At 42.8% G+C, this 22,944-nt stretch carries 24 protein-coding genes; 20 read left to right on the top strand and 4 right to left on the bottom strand.

Annotated elements, in window-relative coordinates; translation table 11 throughout:
* Positions 1-48: 48 nt before the first annotated feature.
* The 16 genes from D9T12_RS12240 to D9T12_RS12165 all read left to right on the top strand — a co-directional run bounded on the left by D9T12_RS12240 (position 49) and on the right by D9T12_RS12165 (position 15,267).
* The gene (locus D9T12_RS12240) at positions 49-318 is read left to right on the top strand and encodes an AtpZ/AtpI family protein (protein ID WP_130538437.1); all 270 of its coding nucleotides are present in this window, start codon (positions 49-51) and stop codon (positions 316-318) included.
* On the top strand, positions 311-676 hold the full coding sequence (locus D9T12_RS12235) for an ATP synthase subunit I (RefSeq protein ID WP_130538436.1): 366 nt from the start codon (positions 311-313) through the stop codon (positions 674-676). The genes D9T12_RS12240 and D9T12_RS12235 overlap by 8 nt, the downstream gene beginning before the upstream one ends.
* A 23-nt stretch (positions 677-699) precedes the next feature.
* The gene (gene atpB, locus D9T12_RS12230; protein WP_130538628.1) at positions 700-1,500 is read left to right on the top strand and encodes a F0F1 ATP synthase subunit A; all 801 of its coding nucleotides are present in this window, start codon (positions 700-702) and stop codon (positions 1,498-1,500) included.
* Positions 1,501-1,644: 144 nt separating this feature from the next.
* Positions 1,645-1,929: a F0F1 ATP synthase subunit C gene (gene atpE, locus D9T12_RS12225; RefSeq protein WP_068581171.1), complete on the top strand. Its 285-nt coding sequence runs from the start codon at positions 1,645-1,647 to the stop codon at positions 1,927-1,929.
* A gap of 67 nt (positions 1,930-1,996) precedes the next feature.
* Positions 1,997-2,467 carry a F0F1 ATP synthase subunit B gene (locus D9T12_RS12220; protein WP_130538435.1) on the top strand — a complete coding sequence of 157 codons (471 nt, stop codon included), beginning with the start codon at positions 1,997-1,999 and terminating at the stop codon, positions 2,465-2,467.
* Between the two features lie 12 nt (positions 2,468-2,479).
* Complete coding sequence (locus D9T12_RS12215; RefSeq protein ID WP_130538434.1) at positions 2,480-3,016, top strand: F0F1 ATP synthase subunit delta; 537 nt, start codon at positions 2,480-2,482, stop codon at positions 3,014-3,016.
* Positions 3,017-3,031: 15 nt separating this feature from the next.
* A complete protein-coding gene (atpA, locus tag D9T12_RS12210) occupies positions 3,032-4,573 on the top strand; it encodes a F0F1 ATP synthase subunit alpha (protein ID WP_130538433.1) in 1,542 nt (513 codons plus the stop codon).
* Positions 4,574-4,589: 16 nt separating this feature from the next.
* Complete coding sequence (atpG, locus tag D9T12_RS12205) at positions 4,590-5,453, top strand: F0F1 ATP synthase subunit gamma (protein ID WP_130538432.1); 864 nt, start codon at positions 4,590-4,592, stop codon at positions 5,451-5,453.
* A gap of 28 nt (positions 5,454-5,481) precedes the next feature.
* Positions 5,482-6,864 carry a F0F1 ATP synthase subunit beta gene (gene atpD, locus D9T12_RS12200; protein WP_206199167.1) on the top strand — a complete coding sequence of 461 codons (1,383 nt, stop codon included), beginning with the start codon at positions 5,482-5,484 and terminating at the stop codon, positions 6,862-6,864.
* A gap of 6 nt (positions 6,865-6,870) precedes the next feature.
* Positions 6,871-7,305, top strand: a complete 435-nt coding sequence (locus tag D9T12_RS12195) for a F0F1 ATP synthase subunit epsilon (RefSeq protein ID WP_130538430.1) — start codon at positions 6,871-6,873, stop codon at positions 7,303-7,305.
* Positions 7,306-7,421: 116 nt separating this feature from the next.
* Positions 7,422-8,402, top strand: coding sequence for an efflux RND transporter periplasmic adaptor subunit (locus tag D9T12_RS12190; protein WP_130538429.1), 981 nt, complete (start codon positions 7,422-7,424; stop codon positions 8,400-8,402).
* Between the two features lie 13 nt (positions 8,403-8,415).
* Positions 8,416-11,469: an efflux RND transporter permease subunit gene (locus tag D9T12_RS12185; RefSeq protein WP_130538428.1), complete on the top strand. Its 3,054-nt coding sequence runs from the start codon at positions 8,416-8,418 to the stop codon at positions 11,467-11,469.
* 193 nt (positions 11,470-11,662) lie between these two features.
* The gene (glmU, locus tag D9T12_RS12180) at positions 11,663-13,021 is read left to right on the top strand and encodes a bifunctional UDP-N-acetylglucosamine diphosphorylase/glucosamine-1-phosphate N-acetyltransferase GlmU (RefSeq protein ID WP_206199105.1); all 1,359 of its coding nucleotides are present in this window, start codon (positions 11,663-11,665) and stop codon (positions 13,019-13,021) included.
* 76 nt (positions 13,022-13,097) lie between these two features.
* Positions 13,098-13,346: a hypothetical protein gene (locus D9T12_RS12175; RefSeq protein WP_130538426.1), complete on the top strand. Its 249-nt coding sequence runs from the start codon at positions 13,098-13,100 to the stop codon at positions 13,344-13,346.
* A 14-nt stretch (positions 13,347-13,360) separates the two neighbouring features.
* Positions 13,361-14,215 carry a 4-hydroxybenzoate octaprenyltransferase gene (ubiA, locus tag D9T12_RS12170; RefSeq protein WP_130538425.1) on the top strand — a complete coding sequence of 285 codons (855 nt, stop codon included), beginning with the start codon at positions 13,361-13,363 and terminating at the stop codon, positions 14,213-14,215.
* Positions 14,216-14,433: 218 nt separating this feature from the next.
* Positions 14,434-15,267 (top strand): phosphatase PAP2 family protein, encoded by an 834-nt coding sequence (locus tag D9T12_RS12165; RefSeq protein ID WP_130538424.1) that lies wholly within the window; start codon positions 14,434-14,436, stop codon positions 15,265-15,267.
* Positions 15,268-15,290: 23 nt separating this feature from the next.
* On the opposite strand, the gene D9T12_RS12160 is transcribed toward D9T12_RS12165, so the two are convergent.
* Complete coding sequence (locus tag D9T12_RS12160) at positions 15,291-15,800, bottom strand: hypothetical protein (protein ID WP_130538423.1); 510 nt, start codon at positions 15,798-15,800, stop codon at positions 15,291-15,293.
* Between D9T12_RS12160 and D9T12_RS12155 the strand changes: the two genes are divergently transcribed.
* Together D9T12_RS12155 and D9T12_RS12150 are read left to right on the top strand one after the other, a co-directional pair.
* Positions 15,801-16,862 carry a hypothetical protein gene (locus tag D9T12_RS12155; RefSeq protein WP_130538422.1) on the top strand — a complete coding sequence of 354 codons (1,062 nt, stop codon included), beginning with the start codon at positions 15,801-15,803 and terminating at the stop codon, positions 16,860-16,862.
* Positions 16,863-16,868: 6 nt separating this feature from the next.
* Positions 16,869-17,180: a DUF4282 domain-containing protein gene (locus tag D9T12_RS12150; RefSeq protein ID WP_130538421.1), complete on the top strand. Its 312-nt coding sequence runs from the start codon at positions 16,869-16,871 to the stop codon at positions 17,178-17,180.
* A 161-nt stretch (positions 17,181-17,341) separates the two neighbouring features.
* Here the strand turns inward: D9T12_RS12150 and D9T12_RS12145 are convergent, their stop codons facing one another.
* Positions 17,342-17,899 carry a chorismate--pyruvate lyase family protein gene (locus tag D9T12_RS12145; protein WP_130538420.1) on the bottom strand — a complete coding sequence of 186 codons (558 nt, stop codon included), beginning with the start codon at positions 17,897-17,899 and terminating at the stop codon, positions 17,342-17,344.
* Positions 17,900-18,435: 536 nt separating this feature from the next.
* A complete protein-coding gene (locus D9T12_RS12140; RefSeq protein WP_130538419.1) occupies positions 18,436-18,930 on the bottom strand; it encodes a DsrE family protein in 495 nt (164 codons plus the stop codon).
* A 312-nt stretch (positions 18,931-19,242) separates the two neighbouring features.
* On the opposite strand from D9T12_RS12140, the gene D9T12_RS12135 reads away from it, so the two are divergent.
* The gene (locus D9T12_RS12135) at positions 19,243-19,812 is read left to right on the top strand and encodes an RNA polymerase sigma factor (protein ID WP_130538418.1); all 570 of its coding nucleotides are present in this window, start codon (positions 19,243-19,245) and stop codon (positions 19,810-19,812) included.
* Positions 19,802-20,515 (top strand): hypothetical protein, encoded by a 714-nt coding sequence (locus tag D9T12_RS12130; RefSeq protein WP_130538417.1) that lies wholly within the window; start codon positions 19,802-19,804, stop codon positions 20,513-20,515. Before D9T12_RS12135 ends, D9T12_RS12130 begins: the two co-directional genes overlap by 11 nt.
* Positions 20,516-20,620: 105 nt before the next feature.
* Here D9T12_RS12130 and recG read toward each other — a convergent pair whose 3' ends face one another.
* A complete protein-coding gene (gene recG, locus D9T12_RS12125) occupies positions 20,621-22,864 on the bottom strand; it encodes an ATP-dependent DNA helicase RecG (protein ID WP_130538416.1) in 2,244 nt (747 codons plus the stop codon).
* Positions 22,865-22,944: the final 80 nt, after the last annotated feature.

Below are 22,944 nucleotides of genomic sequence, written 5' to 3'. Positions count from 1 at the left end.
CCTACGTAATACTGTGCATGAAATATAACGACTAGCCGAGGAATTTGGATGTCAACACCGGAAGGTTCATCAAACGAAAAGAAACCAAACGGTGCGCCAGGCCCAGCAGCAAATTATCTTATGCTAAGCGCCGGTTCCATTTTTACTTCGATGATCGTTGCTGGCTTTTTAGTCGGTTATGCACTGGATGAAGTTTTTGACACACGCCCGATCTTTATGTTGGCGTGTGCATTGTTGGGCTTTATTGGTGGTATCCAGAAAGTGATTCGTGTGACTCAACGTTTAGATCATTACGAACCAGAGAAGAAAGATGATTAAAAATCTGGATACAGCCTATAAAGTTCAAGGCATTATTGGAATTTTAGTCGTCGTTTTTTATACGACGCAAGGCCAAGCTTTGGCATCCGGCTACGGTTTTTTTGTTGGTTTGGTAAATATTGCAATGTTGCAATGGACATTTGCCCGAGCAAACAAAAAAGCCGCAGAGGATCCAAAAGCGGGCATGCTGATTTTATATACGAGTGCAGTCATCAGATTTATTTTGTTGGCTGTGTTGTTTGTTTTAGGGCTGTCTTATCTCGATCAGAGTGAAGCGTTTCCAGTCATCATTACCTTTGTATTGATGCAAATTGGACAACTTTTCAACCTGAAAGGGAAAAGACGTTTGACTGACTAAGGAGTAGACCATTGGCTGAGAAAATGGGAACGGTCGAGTATATCCAACACCACTTGACCAATAACACCATCGGGGAAGGTTTCTGGACCTTCAACATGGATACAATTGTGGTAAGTTTTTTACTAGGTGCGCTGATTATTTTTGTTGCAGCTCGTTTGGGTAAACAGCTTGAAAGCGGAACCCCAGGTGGCTTCCAAAACTTTGTGGAATCAATTTTAGATTTTGTCGCGACCAATGTTCGTGATGCCTTCCCAGGTCACAATCCTCTAATCGCTCCATTAGCATTGACCATTTTCTTATGGGTTTGGCTAATGAACTTTATGGATTTGATTCCAGTCGATCTACTCCCTTGGTTGTTCCAAATCATCACAGGTGATTCTCACGCCTATTTAAAAGTCGTTCCGACAACGGACTTGAATACGACTCTGGCGATGGCATTCACAGTGTTTGCATTGATCCTGTACTACAACATTAAAATTAAAGGTGTTTGGGGCTTCACTAAGATGTTCCTATTCCACCCATTCGGGAAGTTCTTCGTGCCATTCAACATCGTTATGACGTTGATCGAAGAAGTTTCTAAACCTCTATCTCTTGCTCTGCGTTTGTTCGGTAACATGTTCGCAGGGGAATTGGTATTCCTGCTGATCGCTTTGATCGGTGGAACTCTAGCAGTGGGTGCCGCTGCCCTATTCTGGGCGCCACTACAAGTTGTGCTTGATCTAGGCTGGTTGATCTTCCACTTGTTGGTCATCACGCTACAAGCATTCATCTTTATGGTGCTCACCATTGTTTATCTTGGAATGGCACACGACGAAGGTCACTAATCCCTCGATAAACAATATGAAATCTAAAGCTCCTTTTCGGAGGGGCTTTAAAAGGGTTTAAGCGCACCTACTTAAGCGTTCTTAGGAATGCCTGAGTAAAAAGCTTTTTTTAACTTTAACTTTAAACTTTAAGGAGTAATCTAAATGGAAGCTCAATTTATTGCGGATATTTATGCTGCTACAGCAATCGGTGTTGGTGTAATCTTGGCTGCTGCTGGTCTGGGTTCAGCTATCGGTTGGGGTCTAATCTGTTCTAAGACTCTAGAAGGTATCGCACGTCAACCTGAAATGCGTCCTGCTTTGATGACTAACATGTTCATCTTCGCTGGTCTTATGGAATCTTTCCCATTCATTATCCTAGCTTTCGCAATGTGGTTCCTATTCGCTAACCCATTCGTTGGTGCAATGCAAGCTGCAATGGGTGCTTAATCCCAAGTAGTAACTTGTAACCATATTATTGATTAAATAATTACTAACGAATGGCGAGGTAACCACTGTGAGTATTAACGCAACGCTTCTCATCCAGATTATTGCATTTGTGCTATTGATCTGGTTTGTGAACAAAGTGCTGTGGGGGCCACTTTCGAAGTTAATGGAAGAGCGTCAGAAGAAAATTGCTGATGGTCTTTCGGCTGCTGAGAAAGGTAAGCATGAGTTAGAGCTAGCTGAACAAAAAGCCAAAGATGTGCTTAAAGATGCTAAAGCTCAAGCTCAAAACGTTCTAAGTCAAGCTGAAAAGCGCGGTTCTGAAATCGTAGAAGATGCGAAAGTAAAAGCAACCGAAGAAGCAGAACGTATCAAAGCTTCCGCCCAAGCAGAAATAGAGCAAGAAGTAAGTCGTGCAAGAGAGCAATTACGTCAAGAAGTGGCGACAATTGCAGTCTCTGGTGCAGAGAAGATTCTAGGAAAAGAAGTTAACGCTGCTGCGCATAACGACATGCTAGAAGCCCTAGTAAAACAAATCTAAGGGTAAGACTCTATGGCAGAATTAATGAAAATTGCAAGACCTTACGCTGAAGCAGTTTTTGCTCTTGCGAAAGAAGAGCAAAGCCTAGCAGCTTGGTCAGACCAACTTGCAAACTTATCTGCAATTGCTGCAGATCAAGCTATGCAAGTTTTAATGGATGATCCTTCACGCAGCCAAGCAGAAATTCTTTCTGTATTTGAAGCGGTGATGGGTGACAAACTGACCACACAAGGTAAAAACCTGTTAGCTGCAATGGCAGAAAACAAACGTTTACAAGCACTAACTGAAGTATCAGGGCAATATGAAGCTTTGAAGGCCGAAGAAGAAAAACGTGTGCGTGCAACGGTTGTATCCGCTTTTGACGTAACGGATGAGCAGAAGAATAAATTAAGTGCTGCTTTAAATGCTAAGTTTGATGCCGAAGTAGAGATCACATATGAAGTAGATGCTTCATTGGTCGGCGGCATTAAGATTATGGTCGGTGACTGGGCGCTAGATGGCTCAGCACAATCCCAACTGAATAAACTTGGCGCAGCAATCGCCCAATAATGGAGAGGAACAAACATGCAATTGAATGCCTCTGAAATCAGCAGCCTAATTAAAGACCGCATTGCCGGTTTTGACGGTGCGGCTGAGTCTGGCAGCGAAGGGACAGTCGTTAGCATCGCTGATGGTATCGCACGTGTTCACGGTGTCTCAGACGTAATGTATGGTGAGATGGTTCAATTTGATGAAACTACATTCGGTATGGCGCTTAACCTAGAGCGTGATTCAATCGGTGTGGTAATTCTTGGTGAATACAAGCACATCTCTGAAGGTGCAAAAGTTACTTGTACTGGAAAAATTCTTGAAGTACCAGTCGGTCCAGAAATGATGGGTCGTGTTGTTGACGGTCTAGGCCGTGCAATCGACGGTAAAGGTCCAATCGACACTAAGGTTACTTCACCAATCGAGCGTATCGCTCCTGGTGTAATCGATCGTAAATCAGTTGATCAGCCGATGATGACAGGTATTAAGTCTATCGACTCAATGATTCCTGTAGGTCGTGGTCAGCGTGAGTTGATCATCGGTGACCGTCAGACTGGTAAAACAGCTATTGCAATCGACGCAATCATCTCTCAAAAAGACACTGGTGTTAAGTGTGTTTACGTAGCGATGGGTCAAAAAGCATCTACTGTTAACAACGTTCGTCGTAAACTAGAAGAAACTGGTGCGATGGATAACACGGTTATTGTTGCAGCGAATGCATCTGATCCAGCAGCACTACAATACCTAGCGGCTTACGCTGGTTGTGCGATGGGTGAGTATTTCCGTGACCGTGGTGAAGATGCTTTGATCATTTATGATGATTTATCTAAGCAAGCGCAAGCTTACCGTCAGATTTCACTACTACTTCGTCGTCCACCAGGTCGTGAAGCATTCCCAGGTGACATCTTCTATCTTCATTCTCGTCTACTTGAGCGTGCTGCTCGTGTATCTGAGGACTATGTAGAGCGTTTCACTAACGGTGAAGTAAAAGGTAAGACTGGTTCATTGACTGCTCTTCCAATTATTGAAACTCAAGCCGGTGACGTATCAGCTTTCGTTCCAACTAACGTTATCTCGATCACTGATGGTCAGATCTTCCTTGAAACAGCAATGTTCTCTCAAGGTATCCGTCCTGCGGTTAACGCTGGTCTTTCTGTATCGCGTGTTGGTGGTGCAGCTCAGACTAAAGCGATCAAGAAACTTGGTGGTGGTATCCGTCTTGACCTAGCTCAGTACCGTGAACTTGCGGCCTTCGCACAGTTTGCTTCTGATCTAGATGCAGCAACTAAAGCACAGTTGGAACGTGGTAAGCGTGTCACTGAGCTAATGAAGCAAAAGCAATTCTCTCCGCTAACAATCGCTGAGATGGCTGCTTCTTTGTTCTCTGCTAACGAAGGTTTCCTAGACGATATCGAAGTTGAAAAAGTACTAGATTTCGAAGCTGCTATGCATGCTTTCCTAAACTCAAGTAAAACTGACCTAGTTGCAACCATCAATGATGGTGGTAAGTGGAACGATGATATTGCTGCAGACATGAAAGCAGCTATTGAAGAGTTCAAAGCAAACGGCGTTTACTAAGAGTAAGGAGTAGGCCATGGCAGGCGGTAGTAAAGAAATACGGGCGAAAATTAAGTCCGTAACGAATACCAAAAAAATCACCAAAGCCATGGAAATGGTTGCGGCGTCTAAAATGCGTAAAGCGCAAGCTCGCATGGAAGCGACTCAGCCATACGTCGAAAAAGTGAAGAGAGTCATTGGTCACGTAGCCGGTGCTCACCCTGAGTATAAGCATCCTTATACTCAAGTGCGTGACAGCGTCAAACGCGTTGGCTTAATTGTCGTCTCTTCTGATCGAGGTCTTTGTGGTGGTTTAAACTCAAACTTATTCCGTAAGATCTTGCCGAAGATGAAAGCTTGGCAAGAAGCTGGTGTAGAAGTAGAACTAGCATTGGTTGGAAACAAAGCAAAAACATTCTTCCGTTCATACGGTGGTAATGTTGCCGCTTCTGTTTCTGATCTTGGTGATACTCCACACATTGAGGACCTAGTCGGTACAGTAAAAGTTGTTCTAGATAAATTTGATGCCGGTGATTTGGACGAAGTTCATATCGCATCAAACGTGTTTGTAAACACAATGTCTCAAGATCCAACTGTTTCCCAACTGGTTCCATTACAAGCTGATGATAAAACTGACGAAACGCATTGGGATTACCTATATGAGCCAGATGCTCCAACGGCACTGGACTTATTAATGCGTCGTTATGTTGAAGCAACTGTATTTGGTGCAGTCGTTGAAAACGCAGCGTGTGAGCAAGGTGCTCGTATGATTGCGATGAAGAACGCGACTGACAATGCGGGTGAAATGATCAATGAATTGAAGTTGTCTTACAACAAGGCGCGTCAAGCTGCGATCACAGCTGAAATTTCAGAAATCGTTGCTGGTACAGCGGCTGTATAAGTTTGAAAGTTTCAATAAAAGGTTAAAGATTATGAGTGGAAAAATAGTACAAGTAATCGGCGCGGTTGTTGACGTCGAATTCAAAGGTGCTGATTTACCAAAAATCTATGACGCGTTAAAAGTTGATGCAACGGATCTAACGATCGAAGTGCAACAGCAGGTCGGTGATAACACAGTTCGCGGTATCGCGATGGGTTCATCTGACGGTCTTAAGCGTGGCATGGCAGTAACAAATACTGGTGAGCCAATCTCTGTACCAGTAGGTAAAGCAACACTAGGTCGTATTTTCGACGTTCTTGGTAACGCGATTGATATGGCTGGTCCAGTAGAAGCTGAGCAAAAAATGGTTATCCACCGTCAAGCTCCAGCATTTGATGAGCTAGCAGCTTCTCAAGATCTACTAGAAACAGGTGTTAAAGTAATTGACTTGATTTGTCCTTTCGCGAAAGGTGGTAAAGTTGGTCTATTCGGTGGTGCCGGTGTTGGTAAAACCGTAAACATGATGGAGCTTATCCGTAACATCGCTATCGAGCACAGTGGTTACTCTGTATTCGCAGGTGTTGGTGAGCGTACTCGTGAAGGTAACGACTTCTACTATGAAATGGAAGAGTCAGACGTACTTGACAAAGTTGCCCTAGTTTACGGTCAGATGAATGAGCCACCAGGTAACCGTCTACGTGTTGCGTTGACTGGTCTAACAATGGCTGAGTTCTTCCGTGATGAAGGTCGTGATGTTCTATTCTTCGTAGATAACATCTACCGTTACACGCTAGCGGGTACTGAGGTATCTGCACTTCTAGGTCGTCTACCTTCTGCGGTAGGTTACCAACCTAACCTAGCTGAAGAGATGGGTCAGGTTCAAGAGCGTATCACGTCAACTAAGACAGGTTCTATCACATCTATCCAGGCCGTTTACGTTCCTGCGGATGACTTGACTGACCCTGCTCCAGCAACAACGTTTGCTCACTTGGATGCAACAGTAGTACTTAACCGTGGTATCGCGGAACAAGGTATCTACCCAGCAATCGATCCTCTAGACTCTACGTCACGTCAGCTAGACCCACAAGTTGTTGGTCAAGAGCACTATGATGTTGCACGTAACGTTCAGCAAACGCTACAACGTTACAAAGAGTTGAAAGACATCATCGCGATCCTTGGTATGGACGAGCTTTCTGAAGAAGACCGTAACTTAGTTGCGCGTGCTCGTAAGATGCAACGTTTCTTCTCTCAGCCTTACTTCGTAGCGAAAGTCTTCACTGGTGAAGATGGTCGTTATGTTCCACTGAAAGAAACGATTCGTGGATTCAAAATGATCGCATCTGGTGAGCTAGACGATATTCCTGAAAAAGCGTTTATGTACGCTGGGGACATCGACGAAGTTCTAGAGAACGCGAAAAAATATCAAGGGTAATTTATTATGGCAGTCACAATGCAAGTAGATGTTGTAAGTGCGGAAGGTTCAATCTTCTCTGGTAAAGCAGAGCAAGTTTTCGCACAGGCTGCCGATGGTGAAGTAGGCATCCTACCTCACCACACCCAGTTTTTAAGCTCGCTAAAACCGGGCGCAGTTCGCGTTGTTTCTGGTGACGAAGAAGGTATCTTCTACGTCAACGGTGGCATTATCGAAATCCAACCATCAGTTGTCACTATCCTTGCGGATACAGCAATTCGTGCAGCGGATTTGGATGAAGCACAAGCCGAAGAAGCAAAACGTGCAGCTGAAGAGGCTATGGAAAATGCACAATCAGAAACCGACATCGCTCGTGCTCAGATTGAATTAGCCGAAGCCGTAGGTCAAATTCAAGCACTGACTAAGTTGCGTGATCGCCTACAAAAGACTGGGATGGCTTAATTGTTACCCCTGTACTGAAAAAGCGAGCTTCGGCTCGCTTTTTTTATGCCCTAAATTTTCTTTTAAGACACTCATCAATCGCTACAATAAGATTTCCTCTTCAAAGGGTTAAAGCGATGCGTTGGTTGCTATTACTTTCTTTTTTCTACTCGTCTTTAAGCTTTTCTCAAAGCGTTCAAACACGGCCAATTCAAGACCTAGTATTTTTTCCTGTGTATGAATTTAGCGCTGAAGTCATTTCACAATCAACAAGTCAAATTAGTTCTCAGTTGAGTGCCCAATTGAAAGAGTTGTCTATTAAGGAAGGTGAAGTTTTACCGGCCGGTAAAGTTATTGCGAGATTGGATTGTCGTGATTTTGAAGACCAATTAGCGTTAACTAAAATTTCTCGAAATGAATTATTGGCAAATTTACATTTGGCTGAGTTGCAGTATGAGCGATTAAAAAACTTACAAAACCGTAGTTTGACTTCAGACGCGTCTAGAGATGAAGCACTTGCTCGGAAACAAGTTCTGGAAGCACAACTTAATTCCTTGGAACTACAGCAACGAATGCACAAACGTAACATTGAACGTTGCACAATCAAAGCACCTTTTAAAGGTGTGATTGTTGAAAAAATGACTGGCGTAGGCAGTTGGCTCAACCCCGGTTCGCCTATTGTTTCAATAAAACAGCTGGAACAGGCAGAAATTGAAGTACGCATTCCATTGGCTATTAACAATGTAAAAACTTTATCCAATGCCGTTTGGCTAAATATCGACGACTCAACCACTAGGCTAAGACTTCTTAGACAATCAAAAGCCCTTGATCCCCAGTCAAAAATGCTACACGTTTGGTATAAGGCACCTGAAGATTTATTATTAGGCCAACAAGGCGTAGTGCTGGTTCAAGAATCGATTTCATATTTACCTGCAGATGTTTTAGTGCAAAGGCATAAGCAAGTCGGGGTATTTGTCGTTGAAAATCAGGTTGCTAAATTTAAAGTAATTGAAGTCGCTCAGATTGGACGAGCTGCAAAACTGCCAGCCGGTTGGCAATCATTGAATATCGTGGTGGAAGGTCAGCTGGGTCTGCAAGATGGCGATCGGATTGAATAAATAGGTAAATTTGATGCGAGCATTACTTTCCAACACGGTTCTTACTAATTTAGTATTTGTTCTAGTGCTAGCGATTGGGTTGTTCTCCTATCAAAATATGCCACGCCAGCAAGACCCTACGATTAACTTCAATTGGATTGTGATTGTTACAGCTTTACCTGGTGCAAGTGCAGAAGATATCGAAAAGAGAGTGACCCAACCATTGGAAGATGCACTGAGAAAAGTGCGAGATGTTAATTTCGTCTCATCAACGTCCCGTGTCGGTTTGTCGAACATCTTATTGCGCTTTGAGGATATTGATACTCGAACCTTTGATAAAAGGGTTAACGACCTTCGTCGAGAAATTCAAAATAAACAATCCGAATTGCCCGAAGATACCATTGACCCCACTATTCTTGAAATCACGAGTGCGAATGCTTATCCAAGTGCAATGGTAGTGCTTAAGGGTCAAGCTTATGATGAAATCTTGCGTGCAAATTCGTATCTTTTGCAACGTGAACTTGAACGAATTGAAGGCATTGATCGCGTCGATACGGTCGGCCTGAATGATCCTGAGCTACAAGTCACCATTGACTCAGCCGCTTTGGCGAATCATGGGCTCACTCCTGCACAGTTGGCCGATATTGTCGCCTCGCAATGGCAGGATACCGCCGCTGGGAAAATCTCGATTGCAGAAAAAAACTGGTTGGTGCGTCATTTAGGGCAAAGTATTGCGCCGGAAGACTTGGCGCATTTAAAGATTCCATTAGGAGAAACCGAATTATCCTTATCGCAAGTTGCTCAAATTACATTTGGTCAAGAGCGTGCTGCACAGCAGGTCTCTTTTGAAGATCAACCAGCGGTGTTGCTGGCAGTGATGAAAAAAGACCGAAGTAATACCATTGAATTGATTCAAGAGATTGACAGCTATTTAGAAATCTACAACGCACAGAGTAGTGTCGAAGGTGTCACTGCCATTTTGGCAGACGATCAAACTCTACCGACGAAAAACGCAATTTCGTTAATGGAAAACAATGCTTTGCAGGGATTGATTTTAGTTCTGTTGGTTAGTTGGCTATTTTTGGGATGGCGTGTAGGACTTTTAGTTGGCTTGGCCATCCCATTTGCACTGGCTGGCGTGTTTTCAGTGTTATATTTTAGTGGTGATACGCTGAATTTGACTGTATTGCTCGGTGTGGTGATTGCATTAGGTATGTTGGTCGATGTTGCGGTAGTTATGGTGGAGGCGATGCTGTATCGATTGCATCAGGGGTTAAATACCATTGATGCAGCATTGGAAGCTATGAAAGAGATTGGTTGGCCGATTTTTGCCGCAGTGTTAACCACGATTGCTGCCTTTTTACCGCTGATGTTAATGCCGGGGATTTTGGGCGATTTCATGCGAGTGGTGCCTCTGGTTGTAGCGATTGCGTTAACCATTAGCTTAATTCAAGCTTTTTGGATTTTGCCATCACAAACGCATTTATTGCACCTGAGCTTATCGCAAAGTCATCATCTCACTTCACCGCGTGAACGCTTGCTTATGAAGTTGCGTAATACTTATGGCAAACTTCTGATTAAAAGTTTTCGACACCCAGTGTTAACCATCGGATTTTTATTGAGTGCAGTCGGCTCTTCGGTTTGGCTAATGGCTTCTGGAAAAATCGAAACCAACTTCTTTGCCAGCGATACTTTGCGTATTTTTTATGTCAATGTTGAAATGCCATCCGGCACTGAACTCGAAGCCACTTTGCAAAAGGTCAAGGAGGTAGAGCATCAAGTACGCGGCCTGACCAAGCCTGAAGATATTCGTTCCATTACTGCTTATTCAGGACAGATGTTTACGGAAACCGAACCCAAGCTAGGTGATCAATATGGTCAGTTGTTTGTCAGTTTGGCGGAGCCTACTGAAAACTCCACCGATGTGAATCAGATAATTGAAGTTCTGCGAGAGAAGCTTCCACAAATTGCACCGGCCGGTGCAAAAGTCAGTTTGTTGAAAATGTCAGGTGGGCCGCCCAGTTCCAAGCCGATTAGTGTAAAAGTGCGTGGTGAAGATTACGAAACAATTCTGGCAGCCATTGGCGATTTAACTCAAATTCTTGAACAGATTCCCGGCGCAACGGATATTACCAATGATGCGAGTCTAGGGTCGCAACAACTGATTACTCATTTGGACATGCCTGCGATACGTGCAACAGGGTTAGATCCTTTAACTGTGGTTAGAACCTTACGTCTTATGGCGGATGGTGAAGTGGTCGCGCAATTGAATAATGATGGCCAAGAGGTGGACTTACGAATCCAAAGCGACACACGTTCCAGCTCGGATATCGATACCTGGTTGAACACGCCAATCGCGACCCCAAAAGGGGTGGTTAGCTTATCGGAGTTGCTAGAAGCTGAAGTGCGGCAAGGCTTTGTGACCTTGAAGCACCACAACTTTAGTCGAGCTATTACCTTAGAAGCCGATTTGGATAAAACGCAAACCGATACATTAGTTGCTAACCAAATTCTACAGGATGAATGGGCGAAAATTCAGTCGCAGCATCCGGGGATTAATTTGGATTTTTCGGGCGAACTAGATGAAATCAACGAATCGCTTGAGGCAATGCAATATCTCTTTATTCTAGGTATTGGGATTATGTATCTGATTTTGGGAGCGCAGTTTAATAGTTATCTTCAGCCTCTCATCATTTTGGTAACCATTCCAATGGCGTTTACCGGTGTGGCTTACGGATTGTGGTTGAGTAATAATCCGCTGAGTCTTTACACTCTTTATGGGGTGGTGGCGCTGTCTGGAATTGCAGTGAATTCAGCAATTGTGTTGATTGCGGCAGCTAATGAGCGTCGTATTCAAGGGATGAGTATTTTGCACTCCATTGTCTATGCCGCTCGCCGCCGCTTAACACCGATTATTATTACTGCCACTACAACGATGTCCGGCTTAATGGCTTTGGCATTGGGATCAGGTGGTCATTCACTTATGTTTAGCCCTGTGGCGACAGCGATTGTTTGGGGAATTTTTGTGTCAACTCTGTTGACACTCTTCACAATCCCATTGCTATATCGTCTAAGTGTCAGAACTTGATCAAAACTCTATTATGGCAAACTGCAAAAGGTTTTTTTCTGCGATGCGTTGCTCATTTACTTCGTGTAAACTGCGCTACACTTCTCGAAAAAAGCCTTTTTCGCTAACGCCCTAGCGAGTTTTGAGCTAAGTTCAATAGCAAGGCTAAAGAATGAATAGAAGCGAGATTAATCGTGCTTCTAAAAGGAAAGTTATGAAAGTTGTGATTTTAGCGGCCGGTAAAGGCACTCGTATGCGTTCCAGTTTACCGAAGGTTCTGCAGCCATTAGCTGGTAAAACCCTATTACAGCATGTGGTGGATACGGCGAAGGAACTCAATGCTGAGCAAATTTTAACGGTTGTAGGCCATCAGTCTCATTTGATTGAAGAGGCGATGATTGATCAAGGTGTCGATTTTGTCGCCCAAACTGAACAGCTAGGAACAGGTCATGCGGTGCAACAGGCAATTCCTGAGATTACCGATAATGACACAGTGCTAGTGTTGTATGGAGATGTACCTTTAACTGCGAAATCCACTTTGGATGATTTGTTGAATTTAGTTTCCGATGAGCACCCTTTGGGGTTATTAACGATTAATTTGGATAACCCAAGCGGTTATGGGCGTATCATTCGAGACCAGCATTTGGCAGTGCAGGCGATTGTTGAGCAAAAAGATGCAAATCCTGAACAGCTCAAAATCACTGAGGTGAATACCGGAATTTTAGCTGCCAAAGGTGCGAAACTTAAAGGTTGGTTATCTCGACTTGAATCCAACAACGCACAAGGTGAATTTTATCTGACGGATATTATTGCCATGTGCGTCGCAGATGGCTTTGCTGTGCAAACCACACAACCGCAAGCAGAGATTGAAGTGTTGGGGGTCAATGATAAGTGCCAACTGCAAAGTCTGGAACGTGATTATCAGATGCAATTGGCGAATGAATTAATGGTTCAGGGGGCGACGGTTATCGATGCATCGCGTTTGGATATTCGAGGATCGGTTGAGGTTGGTCAGGATGTGGAAATCGATGTGAATGTGATTCTTGAAGGAGCAGTGAAGTTGGCCGATGGTGTGAAAGTGGGTGCTAACTGCATTTTGAAAAATGTCATCATAGCTACAGGTACGCAAATTCACCCGTTTAGTCATTTGGAAGATTGTGTGGTTGGACAAAATGCCAATATTGGGCCCTATGCTCGCTTGCGTCCTGGGACAGAGTTGGCTGATAGCGTTCGTATTGGTAACTTTGTTGAAACTAAAAAAGCCAAAATCGGTATTGGTTCAAAAGTGAATCATTTGAGTTATATTGGCGATACTCTGATGGGTGAGGGTTGTAATATTGGGGCTGGCAGCATTACCTGTAATTACGATGGTGTGAATAAACACCAGACTGTAATTGGAAATAAGGTGTTTGTTGGTTCAGATAGTCAACTTGTCGCCCCAGTTGAAATTGGTGATGGTGCGACAATTGGGGCGGGGTCGACCATTACCAAAGATTCACCGGCCGGTGAATTAACACTATCGCGTTCAAAGCAAGTGACCATGAAAGGTTGGCAAAAACCGGATAAGAAATAATAGTCCGCAATGTTTTCGTGTGTCTTTTCAAAGACACACGAAATATCGGCGATGATTTCAATAAAAGGAAAAAACAATGCAATATTTACAAATGGATCCGGCAAAGTGCGAGGCTTTGCGTACCTTTATGACAGAAAACGGTTGGGAGCTTAAACACCAAGATGTCGGCCAAACCGAACTGTGTGGCTATGGCTATGTGATTCACTGGGCGAAAGAAGATCAAAAAGTGCATTTACACTATGAAGATCGTCAAGGCAAAGAGATGGCTAACCTTGAACTCTCGCCTGCGGCCAGATCAGAAATTGATACGTTTTTAGCGGCTTAATTGTTAGCGGTTTTATGCTTTCCAAAATTCAAGCTTACATTGATTTAACACGAATTAACCGGCCGATTGGAATCTATCTAGTACTTTGGCCAGCACTTTGGGCTCTGTGGATTGCTGCTGAAGGTGTGCCAGAGTTATGGGTTCTTGGGGTCTTTATTGCCGGTGCGGTGCTTATGCGCTCTGCGGGTTGCGTCATTAATGATTATGCGGATCGCCACTTTGATGGCCAAGTGGCTCGAACCTGTTGTCGGCCTTTAGCAACGGGTGTTTTAACTGAAAAAGAAGCACTCGTCTTTTTTGGTATTTTGTGTCTTATTTCTTTTGGCTTAGTTTTAATGCTGAACTGGCAAACAATTGCCTTATCTCTCGGTGCATTATTTTTAGCTGCACTTTATCCATTTATGAAGCGTCACACTCATTGGCCACAAGCATTTTTGGGTGCTGCCTTTGCATGGGCGGTTCCAATGGGCTTTACTGCGGTTACCGGAACTTTACCTGCCGCAGCTTGGCTTGTGTTTGCGGCTACTATGGTTTGGTCTTTGATTTATGACACTGCCTATGCGGTAGGTGATAAGCCGGACGACTTGAAGGCGGGAATTAAGTCGACAGCGATTTTGTTTGGTGACAAGATTGTAGGCTGGATTGCATTTTTCCAGCTCGTTATGCTGAGCTTGCTGATTGCGATGGGCTGGGCATTCGAATTGCAAGCGCCTTACTATTTAAGTCTTTTGGTTGTCGGTTGGTGGTTTGCTCGCGATCTTGAGAAAATCGCCACAGGCTGTCCTGAACAAGCATTTAAAGTTTTTTTAGATAATCATTGGATTGGCGCCATTGTTTTATTGGGGATAATTGCCCATTACGTGATTTAAAAACTAGGTTGTTTTTTGGTTTAGCCAGAGAAAGAATTCGGCAAAGAGCTGAGAAAATTTAAATGAGTGGCTTAGTGACGATTCAGTAAAAATTAAATCGGTCAATTGTTCTACCCCCCTTAAGCGTGCCGCATTTGTTAATGATTGTGGACTATTCGGGCAAATGTCCGATGCGTTGATAACTTGATAGCACCATACTTCTTCGAAAGGAGAAGTCCATGTTTACAGTCATCCCCCCTAAATCTTCGGTAACTGCAAAGGCCGGCTCTCAAGCTACCGATGCATCGAAAGGTTCTTTTTTTCATAAATTGAACAAGCCGCCTGCAAACATAGCGTTTATGAAGAGTTTGTTCTTTACTCTCTGTGCATTACTGGTCAGTGTAAGTTTGTTTGAATGGTCGGCTTTAGATTTTTGGATTCAAACACCGCTGTACGATTTCCAAAGTCATCAGTGGTGGCTAGATCGAAACGATGCGCTGACTAAGCTGGTTTTTTATAATGGTGTGAAAGTCGTTTTTGGGATTTTCTTACTTTCGTTAATCGCATTGTGGCTTTTTAGTTTCAAATTTAAAGAAACACATTTTCTTCGACAAAAAATAAGTATTGTGATTTTGTCTTGCATCGTAGTTCCTCTAACCGTCAATGGTTTAAAAGCAAGTACTCACATTCCTTGTCCTAAAAACCTGCAAACATTTGAAGGAACATATCCTCATAAAACGCTACTTAACGATTATCCTGCTAACTTTTCGCAAAATACAAATATTCGCTGTTATCCGGCTGGTCATGCTAGCGGAGCGTTTGCTTTATTGTCGTTGTTCTTTTTATTTTCTGGGCGAAAACAACAGTGGTTAGCTTTGAGTTTTGCGTTAGGTTTGGGGTGGACACTTGGTATCTACAAAATGCTTATTGGTGACCACTTTTTTAGCCACACCCTAACCAGTATGATTTGGGCATGGCTGTGCATTTTATTGATTCAGAAAATGGTTTTACATGGCAATTTATTCAAACAAGCCGAATCCAGAACGTTCAAAGGTAAGATTCGGCAATCATAAACTTTACCGGCCGGTAAAGTTTGTCAGTGAATGGCTGTTTCAGAACCCGGCAATTGAAATAAGATCTCATCGCCTAAATTCCAATCTGTCTTTTCTATCGCAGTGGTTATAATTTTTAGCATAGGGCCTAATAGCTGTGGATGATAAGGCAGTAATACGCCAGGCCCTTTATTCGGTTCAAGACTGATAGAGGGAGCATCTGTATTCATGTTTTTAAAACTAATTTGTGCCAGTAATATGGGCTCTTCTCCAAGAGGGTACTGGGGGTTTTCAGGCTTTTCATAGGGGCTGCTATAGTCACCTTCCAATTGAGCCTTCTCTTTTTCAAATTGCTTTTCAATTGAGGTTTCATCGGTTAATAACTGCTCTCCAGATTTAGGATGCCTGCCATGTAGGACCGGAATCAACAGTTTGCAATAGCGTCTACTGAGCCATGTTAGGTAAACATCCCCGTTGTTGGTTTTGAATTTTAGGAGTATTCTGTCTTCCACAGCATCAAAACTTGCTTGGATTTGGTTAATTTGGTTGCTCATATGTTTATTAGTCGCACTTCTCTATTTTGTCAGTCGATATTGTATCAAAGCTTGTCAATTGGCTTGTTGTTAAGCGCAGCGTTAAATGCTTCCGCTGAGTCTCAGGATGTTTCGCAACAAAACAAACAATTCTTTTTTGAAGATGTGCAAAGTGGCCCGTTGCATAACGGTTTAAAAGCGCTTGAGGCCTGGCAAAGTGAATTTGGTGCTACTTTAGATGGTTATGTCGACAATCTTGACCGGTTTCTAGGCGGATCTGAAGAAGAGGTGAAGCGAAAGCAGAGTCGGTTTATTTTGTATTTTCCATCGACCTTCGAAAAGGCTGGAAACTCGAAAAGTAGTTTGAAATTTAGGGCATCGATTGACCTACCTCGAAGTAAGGATCGCTGGCAGTTAATGATTTCGTCGTTTGATGAGACTTCGATCGATTCGCCCGATAACCGGACTCCCGGTACTCAGCTCAAAGAATTTGAACAATCAGATGAGAATCGAGAGGCCAATACAGAAGTTTCTTTTAGTTTGCAAAAAGAGTTTTTAAAAGAAACCAACCAGGTGTTGAAATTAAAAAGCGGTTTGAAATTTCAGCAATTGGTGAAGCCCAATCCTTATGTTTTGCTGAACTATCAAGTGAACGCTCGATTTGGAGAATCATGGTTAAGTACCACCACGAATAATGCGATTTTTGAGCATGTACGTGGGTTTATGTTGGAATCACGCCAAACGTTTTCCAAGCCCTTAAACAAGGGCGATCTTTTGAGAAGTCAGACAACCGGTACTTGGATGCATAGGGATAAAGATTACATCATTAACCAACGTTTTACTTGGTTTGACAAAATTTCAGACCATCGTTTTTATGCTTATTTTATTGATGGAGATTGGCGCTTGGATAGTCGTCATCAAACCATTGAAAATGCAGCGATTGGTTTTAACTGGCGAGAGAAACTCTACAAAGAACGCTTGTTTGCTGAATTTGAGCCAAGAATTACTGGCTATAATTCGGAGGGGTTCAGTAAGCCGCATCCGGCCTTACTGCTTCAGTTAGAAATGCATTTTTACCGGTAAAGGATTATGTTCGAGTTCCTCAGTTTTCAAACTTTAATTAGTCAGCAAGCTCTGATTGTCTTTTACTATTTGGGCGCGGTGATCATGCCTATTTTTCTATTTTTATCCATGCGAAAATTGGTTCGAGTATCTCCAAGTTTGCAAGCGTTTTTAACGATTACGCAGGCGCAATTAAGTGCCCGTTTGAGTTTTTCTTCACGCTTAAAATTAGGTTTGATGTTTGTGGTGATTTTTTTGTTGATGGAACTCTTCTGGCGAATGCTGTTTGAATTTCTAATCGCTTTTATGCAGATCCGAGATGCTTTGGTTATAAGCTGAAAGTTTTGGGGGATTCTTGTGAGCTATTGATGCCTACAATGACCAAAATTTTAATCTCTTTTGTTTCTTTCAATTTTCCAAAATCGATGTTTGTTTGGGTTCTAAAGTATTCAGTAAGCCACATCCAGCTTTACTGATGCAGTTAGAAATGCACTTACTTGTTAGTTAATGTTCTCTTTAGGGTAGGTGCAAAAATCAGGCAGGAAAACTTCCGTCAGCAGTAAAGGCGCTTGATGTTGTAAAAAGACTGATTGGCGAGCAAGGCCAAAACCTTCTTGAATATTCGGGAATTGTTTCAACAAATAGGGCAATTGGGAAAGTTTTGTTCTTGCGAAACGAAATGGCAAGCGTCGAATAGCAGGTTGTTTGGGATCAAAAAGGATTTCTCCTAGAGGTTTTGTGCCAAGGTTTTGCAAGTTATGCCAAGGATTATTTTCATCTAGGTAAGGAATGACAGTGCGCGCATAAATTAAGGGTATTTCATGGCATTTCAGAACGATACTACGTACCCAGACTTTTTGAGTTTTTGTTAAACCAAGGTAGTCAGCTTCGCTTTTCAGGGGTTTTTCAATGGCTTCGTTTAGAATTTCCACATTTATTCCAGGGCAAAAGCAGCGAAGCTTTGCAGTTAATGATTGATCGTCTTTCAACCAGATTTGAATAGCTCTATCTGGATGAATACGGTGAATCAACTTTTCTGGTTTCCATTGAATGGTCATTGAAGATTGTATCGGTTATAAAATTTCGGTGGAAAAGAGACTGTCTTTCTTAGTTCGCTCAGTTTTTTAATATGGTATTTCTCCGGCTCGTAAGACTATCTCTATCGTTGTATTGCTGGTTTATTTAAAAATGCTATGAGAATTATAAAGCTTTAGCATTGAGGGCGTAAAGAACACTGCTAAATGCTGTTCAATTAAGTTTGTTTGAAGATTGAGTGATTATTGAAAATGATCCAAAGTTCAACCCTAGGCTAGGGTTTCTTTTGAAAAATGTAACTTGTTGACGATTGAGATAAAGTAAAAGTGTTAATCCGACTCGACAAGTAATGAGGTCGAGAGATAACGCTTTCCGTCTGGAAAATGAAAGTCTCTGTGCTTCATTACTTGTCAAACCGAATTAACAGGCCTCTTGAGGAGAGAAGGTATTTTGCCTTAGCAAAAATAATTAGAGGGAGTCCCCATTGTTGGGAACTTCCAAAAAATAGGTTTGGTTCAAGAGGAATCTATCTGTTCCTCTGTTACTTAAGTGTGAAATCTTAAGGTCTCAAATATAGGTAACCTTTTTGTTGAAGGTAAGTGAGCTCTGCAACACCGCTTGGCACAACGTCGTTTTTTTCCACTTCATATAAATCTCTGTCAATGTTTACGTTTCGTCCTTTAACGGTATTGGAGCAAACATTGAACTGTACTCCCTGCATTCTCAAGCTGTCTATTTTTTGTTGAAGAGAGGTGTCGGCATTTCCAGTTTTGAATTTTGGAACATTAGCGAGGGCTTCGGGTTTTAGCAATAAAGAAAGACCGTTTCCGTGAAGAATGACTTTAATGTTAACGTGATCGGCACCCAGAGCGTTAACATGGTTTTGGATGTTTCTAAGCGTGCTAGATTGTTTGCTAGGGTCGTCGTAGTTAATGTGATAAACCACTTTTTGTTCGGCGTAGCGTTCGCTTTTGGCCTGTACCGTTTGAAAAGCACTTGCCATCAGTAAGCAAGCGGTTGTTAGTAAAGTTATTGTATGAGCGAAATGTTTCATTGTACTTTCTCCAATTGTGATTAAGGCTTTGTAGCTTATTTTTCTTGTGAGCAGAATTGTTCTAGTGGGAATTGTTTTAGGTTTATATTCCTGTTTTGCATTTTTAAAATTTAGATTACCGCGACATTTAATATGTCTATGTCGTAATCGCTTACTTAATCTTTAAACGAAATAGCCTCCGGTTTTATTCCCATTTTCTTTGGATAAAGTTTTTATCTCTTTATAGGCTGTGTTTATTTAAGAAAATCCTTATACAACAATCACTTGCAAAGATTTGAAAAATACCTTTATTATGGAAAAAAGGAGTTTTTTATGTTTAAAAAATGGTCTGGCTTATGCCAGCAGAAAAAAGTGAAGGCGGTTTTGGAAACTCAGTACGACACTCTTTATCGTGTTGCTTATGGTTGGTCTCAAAGTCGACATGTGGCGCTAGATTTAGTGCAAGATACAGTGGTGAAGGCACTAGAAAAAAGCCATCAACTTCACAACTTTGAAGGGGCAGATCGTTGGTTGTTTAAGATCATGCATAATCAGTTTCTTGACTATCTTCGTCAAAATAAAAAGTGGGTAGAAATGGACGTGCTCGACCAGGAAGTTGATCTGTGTTCTACCTGTGTCGAACAGGTTTATATTCTTCATCAAACTTGCGAGAATGTTCATCAGGCGATTGGCCGTTTATCGGTCGAATATCGGCAAGTCATCCTATTGGTTGACTTGGAAGGTTATAGTTACCAAGAAGTTTCCGATATTTTGCAGGTTCCGATTGGAACTGTTATGAGTCGTTTGTCTCGGGCACGGAAACATATTCGTCAATTAATAGAAAGAAGTGAAGCCAATCTCGGTACTTCCAAAGTGGTGGAGTTTAAAGCTCATGGTATTTGATCCTAAACAGTATCTACATTTGTATCTTGACGGAGAATTATCCAAATCTGATCAGCGTACGTTTGAAGCGGCCTTAAAACAGGATAAGGAATTAGCCGAAGAACTTAATGCAATGGCTCGAGTTAAACAGGATATACAGCGCTATTACAAGTCGATTCCTGCACCTCCTAAGTCGTCTGTTTCTGTCAGCCGTACAGGGAGTTTTAAATCAACGGTTTATGCCGCCAGTTTATTTTTGGCAGTCATTGTAGGCTTTTGGGGCGGGCACTCTATGACTGATTCCTCTGCATACACCTCTCAGCAACAGACAGCCGCCGCTTCTCAGCAGACAAAATCTGGAAAGAATGTTGTACTGCATCTGGATACTAATCAGGAAGAGCGAGGCGAGAGATTATTGCAAGAAGCACGTTTGCTTTTAGAGCAAAGCTCCCTTTCTCCCGAGCTTGGACCTAAGACGCTTGAAATTATTACCAATGACCTAGGTATTGAATTTTTTGCTGAAAATAATCCTCATAAAGAAGAAATTCTTGCGCTACTTTCACGCTACGATAATGTCAAATTGATTGCCTGTAGTCGAGCAATTGAAAGAAAGCAGGAACAGGGCAAAGCCGTAAAATTAATTCCAGCTGTCGCGTCTGACCGACTGGCTTTGGATATTATCGTGGAAAAAATGCAGCAAGGCTGGGGTTACAAAAAGTTTTAGAAATCGTTAATTAGGTGGGTTACTTCTAAAGAGTTGGTTAGGAAAAGAGGAAGAATTCCGGCCATTTTATGAATAGTGTCTTTGATAGATTGAGCTTTAAGTTGATTAAGCTTTACGATATTCTGCTTTTTCTCCAATCCAGCGCTGCTGTAAGGTATCCACGACGTTCGGTGTAGAATTTAAAAGCTTCTCTGCCCATTCTTGAGCAAGGGGTATCCACTGGGCATCGCGTTGAAGATCGGCAATGCGCAATTGTAAACCGCCTGTTTGGCGCGTGCCTAGGATTTCACCAGGTCCGCGGATTTTCATATCTTCTTCAGCAATTACAAAACCATCATTAGTTTCTCGCATGATATTCAAACGCGCTTTACCTGTTGCAGAAAGTGGCGATTGGTAAAGTAATACGCAATGGCTCTGTTTATCACCTCGGCCGACTCGTCCTCGGAGTTGGTGAAGTTGCGCTAATCCCAAACGTTCTGCATTTTCAATAATCATTAAACTTGAATTGGGGACATTGACGCCAACTTCAATCACCGTGGTCGCTACCAATAAATCCAATTCATGATTTTTAAACGCATTCATCACTCTGGCTTTGTCTTCACCATTGAGTCGTCCATGTACTAGCCCGACACGCAAATCCGGCCAGTGGTCGGTAAACTGGGTAGCGGTGACTTCAGACGCTTGTGCATGCAACAGTTCGGATTCTTCAATTAACGGACAGACCCAGTAGGCTTGTACCCCTTGCTTGCATTTAGCATACAAGTGTTCCATGAGCTCAAATCGTTTGCTATTGCTCATGACAGCGGTTTCAATCGGTTTTCGGCCAGGTGGTAGCTCGTCGATAATAGATAAATCCAAATCGCCGTAAGCGGTCATTGCTAAAGTCCTGGGAATAGGCGTCGCGGTCATAATCAATTGGTGTGGATGCACTTCAGACAGTCTATTTTGCTCGATTTCTTTGTTGCTCCCAGGCTTTCGATACCCATTGGCACTATCAGCCAACTGCGCTTCGGCTCCATCAAGAGTCTCGGACTCTAGCAAATTAGTTTCGTCTGGATTCGTGTCAATATTTTCTTCACCTTCAAGAACTATGCTTTGGCCTTTTTGTTGAAGAGCGAGCCTTTGGTGTACCCCAAATCTGTGTTGTTCGTCAATAATCACCAACCCCAAATTATTGAAATTCACAGCCTCTTGGAATAGGGCGTGGGTGCCAACAATAATCTTGGCTTCGCCATTGGCAATTTCAGCCAGCCGAAAACGGCGTTCAGCGGCTTTCATTCGACCATTAAGCCAAGAGACAGAAATTTCTAATGGCTCAAGCCACTCTTGAAATGCATGCAAATGCTGCTCGGCGAGGATTTCTGTGGGTGCCATAACTGCGACCTGAAAGCCTGCTTCAGCTGCTTGAATTGCAGCGATTGCTGCCACGACTGTTTTACCGGAGCCGACATCTCCTTGAACCAGACGTTGCATGGGATGCGTTTGCTGAAGGTCTTGCTGGATTTCAGCTAAAACTCGTTGTTGAGCGCCGGTCAGTGAAAACGGTAAGCTAGCAAGCAACTCATTGACCTTTTGGCTGGATGGAAATTTCGGCGCTAGGCATTTTTGTTCTTGTTGTCTGAGCTGTTGCAGGCCAATCTGTTGACTGATAAGTTCTTCTAGAATCAATCGTTGTTGCGCAGGATGTTTGAACTGTTTGATGGCAACTAAATCGTCAGAAGCTTGCGGTTGATGCAACGTTCGGATGGCATCTTGAAGGCTGGGTAATTGCACTTCATCTAAAAGACCGGCCGGTAACATTTCGGGTAAAGGATTTATTTCCAGTGATTTTAACGCTTGGTCGATTAATTTAATGAGGCTGGCTTGTCCTAAGCCTTCAGTGGTTGGGTAAACAGGCGTTAGAGTGGTTTCCAGTGCTGGAGGTTTTTCCAAATTTACAAATTGGTAGCTTGGATGAACCATTTCTAGTCCGTTTGGACCTGAACGAACTTCGCCGAAAACGCGTAAGGTTTTGCCGCGAGTGAAGCTTTGCGCTTGACGGAAGTGGTAATGGAAAAAACGCAAAGTAATGCAAGCGCCACTGTCGGATTGAATCACCACTAATAAACTATTACGACCGCCACGGGTCATGGTTTGAGAAATAATTGTCCCTTCGGTTTGCGCTTCGACACCCACCAACAGTGAATCAATTGGGGCAATGCGAGTTTTATCCTGATAGCGAAGCGGCAAATGAAGTAGTAAGTCTCCCAAATTATGTAAATGTAATTTGGCTAACTTTTCTAACATTTTAGGGCCAACGCCTTTCAGCGAGTCGATGGTAGTGGTTTCTAGGGGCTGTTGAAACTTCATAAGTTAGTATCTGCTAAAGCCATTTTTGAATTTTTAACAGACCTTAACGTAGCTCAAATTAGTTGATCGAGAATGCAAAT

Origin of the sequence: Thiomicrorhabdus indica (genome assembly GCF_004293625.1) — a bacterium.
Taxonomy (GTDB): Bacteria; Pseudomonadota; Gammaproteobacteria; order Thiomicrospirales; family Thiomicrospiraceae; genus Thiomicrorhabdus; species Thiomicrorhabdus indica.
This window is presented reverse-complemented; position numbering and strand designations above follow the sequence as displayed.

What these genes read in the sequence shown, in the direction of transcription:
- atpE (WP_068581171.1), top strand. Translation starts at nt 1,645, where the DNA reads ATGGAAGCTCAATTTATTGCGGATATTTATGCTGCTACAGCAATCGGT.
- D9T12_RS12150 (WP_130538421.1), top strand. Translation starts at nt 16,869, where the DNA reads ATGTTCGAGTTCCTCAGTTTTCAAACTTTAATTAGTCAGCAAGCTCTG.
- D9T12_RS12240 (WP_130538437.1), top strand. Translation starts at nt 49, where the DNA reads ATGTCAACACCGGAAGGTTCATCAAACGAAAAGAAACCAAACGGTGCG.
- glmU (WP_206199105.1), top strand. Translation starts at nt 11,663, where the DNA reads ATGAAAGTTGTGATTTTAGCGGCCGGTAAAGGCACTCGTATGCGTTCC.
- atpA (WP_130538433.1), top strand. Translation starts at nt 3,032, where the DNA reads ATGCAATTGAATGCCTCTGAAATCAGCAGCCTAATTAAAGACCGCATT.
- D9T12_RS12130 (WP_130538417.1), top strand. Translation starts at nt 19,802, where the DNA reads ATGGTATTTGATCCTAAACAGTATCTACATTTGTATCTTGACGGAGAA.
- atpB (WP_130538628.1), top strand. Translation starts at nt 700, where the DNA reads ATGGGAACGGTCGAGTATATCCAACACCACTTGACCAATAACACCATC.
- D9T12_RS12185 (WP_130538428.1), top strand. Translation starts at nt 8,416, where the DNA reads ATGCGAGCATTACTTTCCAACACGGTTCTTACTAATTTAGTATTTGTT.
- atpG (WP_130538432.1), top strand. Translation starts at nt 4,590, where the DNA reads ATGGCAGGCGGTAGTAAAGAAATACGGGCGAAAATTAAGTCCGTAACG.
- D9T12_RS12135 (WP_130538418.1), top strand. Translation starts at nt 19,243, where the DNA reads ATGTTTAAAAAATGGTCTGGCTTATGCCAGCAGAAAAAAGTGAAGGCG.
- D9T12_RS12175 (WP_130538426.1), top strand. Translation starts at nt 13,098, where the DNA reads ATGCAATATTTACAAATGGATCCGGCAAAGTGCGAGGCTTTGCGTACC.
- D9T12_RS12195 (WP_130538430.1), top strand. Translation starts at nt 6,871, where the DNA reads ATGGCAGTCACAATGCAAGTAGATGTTGTAAGTGCGGAAGGTTCAATC.
- D9T12_RS12235 (WP_130538436.1), top strand. Translation starts at nt 311, where the DNA reads ATGATTAAAAATCTGGATACAGCCTATAAAGTTCAAGGCATTATTGGA.
- ubiA (WP_130538425.1), top strand. Translation starts at nt 13,361, where the DNA reads ATGCTTTCCAAAATTCAAGCTTACATTGATTTAACACGAATTAACCGG.
- D9T12_RS12165 (WP_130538424.1), top strand. Translation starts at nt 14,434, where the DNA reads ATGTTTACAGTCATCCCCCCTAAATCTTCGGTAACTGCAAAGGCCGGC.
- D9T12_RS12155 (WP_130538422.1), top strand. Translation starts at nt 15,801, where the DNA reads ATGTTTATTAGTCGCACTTCTCTATTTTGTCAGTCGATATTGTATCAA.
- recG (WP_130538416.1), bottom strand. Translation starts at nt 22,864, where the DNA reads ATGAAGTTTCAACAGCCCCTAGAAACCACTACCATCGACTCGCTGAAA.
- D9T12_RS12190 (WP_130538429.1), top strand. Translation starts at nt 7,422, where the DNA reads ATGCGTTGGTTGCTATTACTTTCTTTTTTCTACTCGTCTTTAAGCTTT.
- D9T12_RS12140 (WP_130538419.1), bottom strand. Translation starts at nt 18,930, where the DNA reads ATGAAACATTTCGCTCATACAATAACTTTACTAACAACCGCTTGCTTA.
- D9T12_RS12145 (WP_130538420.1), bottom strand. Translation starts at nt 17,899, where the DNA reads ATGACCATTCAATGGAAACCAGAAAAGTTGATTCACCGTATTCATCCA.
- D9T12_RS12215 (WP_130538434.1), top strand. Translation starts at nt 2,480, where the DNA reads ATGGCAGAATTAATGAAAATTGCAAGACCTTACGCTGAAGCAGTTTTT.
- D9T12_RS12160 (WP_130538423.1), bottom strand. Translation starts at nt 15,800, where the DNA reads ATGAGCAACCAAATTAACCAAATCCAAGCAAGTTTTGATGCTGTGGAA.